Here is a 1,191-nt window from a genome sequence, read left to right on the forward strand (position 1 = left end):
CTCGGGCGAGAACGACTCGTCGGGCAGCGCCACGGGGGCGAAGCGCTGCGTGGAGCCGAGCAGCTTGAAGCCGCAGTGCGGGCACGCCGCATCGTCGGGCGCCAGCTCGTTGTTGCATACGGGGCATTTCTCGGTCATGTGCGGCTCCTTCTATCGGGCGCGTCGGCTAGCCGACGACGGCGGTCTTGTCCACGACGAGCGGCGTCTCGTTCAACGTGACGGCCGAGGCGGTCTGCGGTTGGCCGGACAGGCCCCTGAACAGGCGGTCCCACCAGATGCCAATGCCCTGGAACACGTCGGGCGCCGCCACGTCCTCGCAGGCCACGAGGTCGAGCGTGGCCACGGTGGCGTTGCGCTGCTTGAACGTGATCGTGCCCACCTTGTCGCCGGCATGCACATCGCCCCTGACCTCGTCGAACTCGAGCGACTGGCTCACGTTGCCGTTCAGGTCGAATATGCGCACCGAGGCCTCGGGGTCGGAGAGCGTGGCCTTCACGGTCTTATCGATCCAGTCCGCGTGCGGCACCTCGGCCACCACGGGCACCTCGGACGTCTGGCCGCCCACCGTCATTGAGGCCGTCTGCGTGCTGTTGGCCAGCGGGTAGTCCCTCTCGTGCTCGTAGACCCATTCGAACAGCGTCTCGGCGTCGTTGAAGCGCTGCGTCTCGGACGTCGAGTGGATGACGATGGCGTAGAGCTCCTTCTCCCCGTTGCTCGCCGCGCCGGCGAACGAGGGGCCCGCGAGCGCCGTGAAGCCGGTCTTGATGCCGATGGCCTTGTCGTAGTAGTCCATGAGCTCGTCGGTGGACTCCAGCTCGATGGTGGCCCTCGTGCCGTCGGCGCGGTCCACCACGATGCCCGTGTCGCCGCCGCCCACGATGGCCCGGAACGTCTCGTTCCTCATGGCGTAGCGGGCCATCTTCGCCACGTCGGCCGCGCAGCTGTGCTGGTCGCCGGCGAACTCGCCGTCGTCCAGGCCGTGGGGGTTCTCGAACACGGTGTCGGTGCAGCCGAGCTCCGCCGCCTTCGCGTTCATGGCGGCCACGAACGCGTCCTCGCTGCCGCCGACCGTCTCGGCGATGGCCACGGCCGCATCGTTGCCCGACGGAACGAGCAGCGCCTTGAGCGCCACCTCGAGCGGCATGGCGTCGCCCTCCTGCAGCCCCGCCGACGACTCGCCCACCGCGGCGG

1 protein-coding gene is annotated in these 1,191 nt (G+C 69.2%); it reads right to left on the reverse strand.

The genetic code is table 11. From position 1 onward, the window contains the following. Positions 1-166: 166 nt before the first annotated feature. Positions 167-1,191, reverse strand: a 1,025-nt coding sequence (locus GPA_RS01940; protein ID WP_041238795.1) for a D-alanyl-D-alanine carboxypeptidase family protein, incomplete at its 5' end; no start/stop codon positions are given.

This window comes from Gordonibacter pamelaeae 7-10-1-b, from assembly GCF_000210055.1.
Taxonomy (GTDB): domain Bacteria; phylum Actinomycetota; class Coriobacteriia; order Coriobacteriales; family Eggerthellaceae; genus Gordonibacter; species Gordonibacter pamelaeae.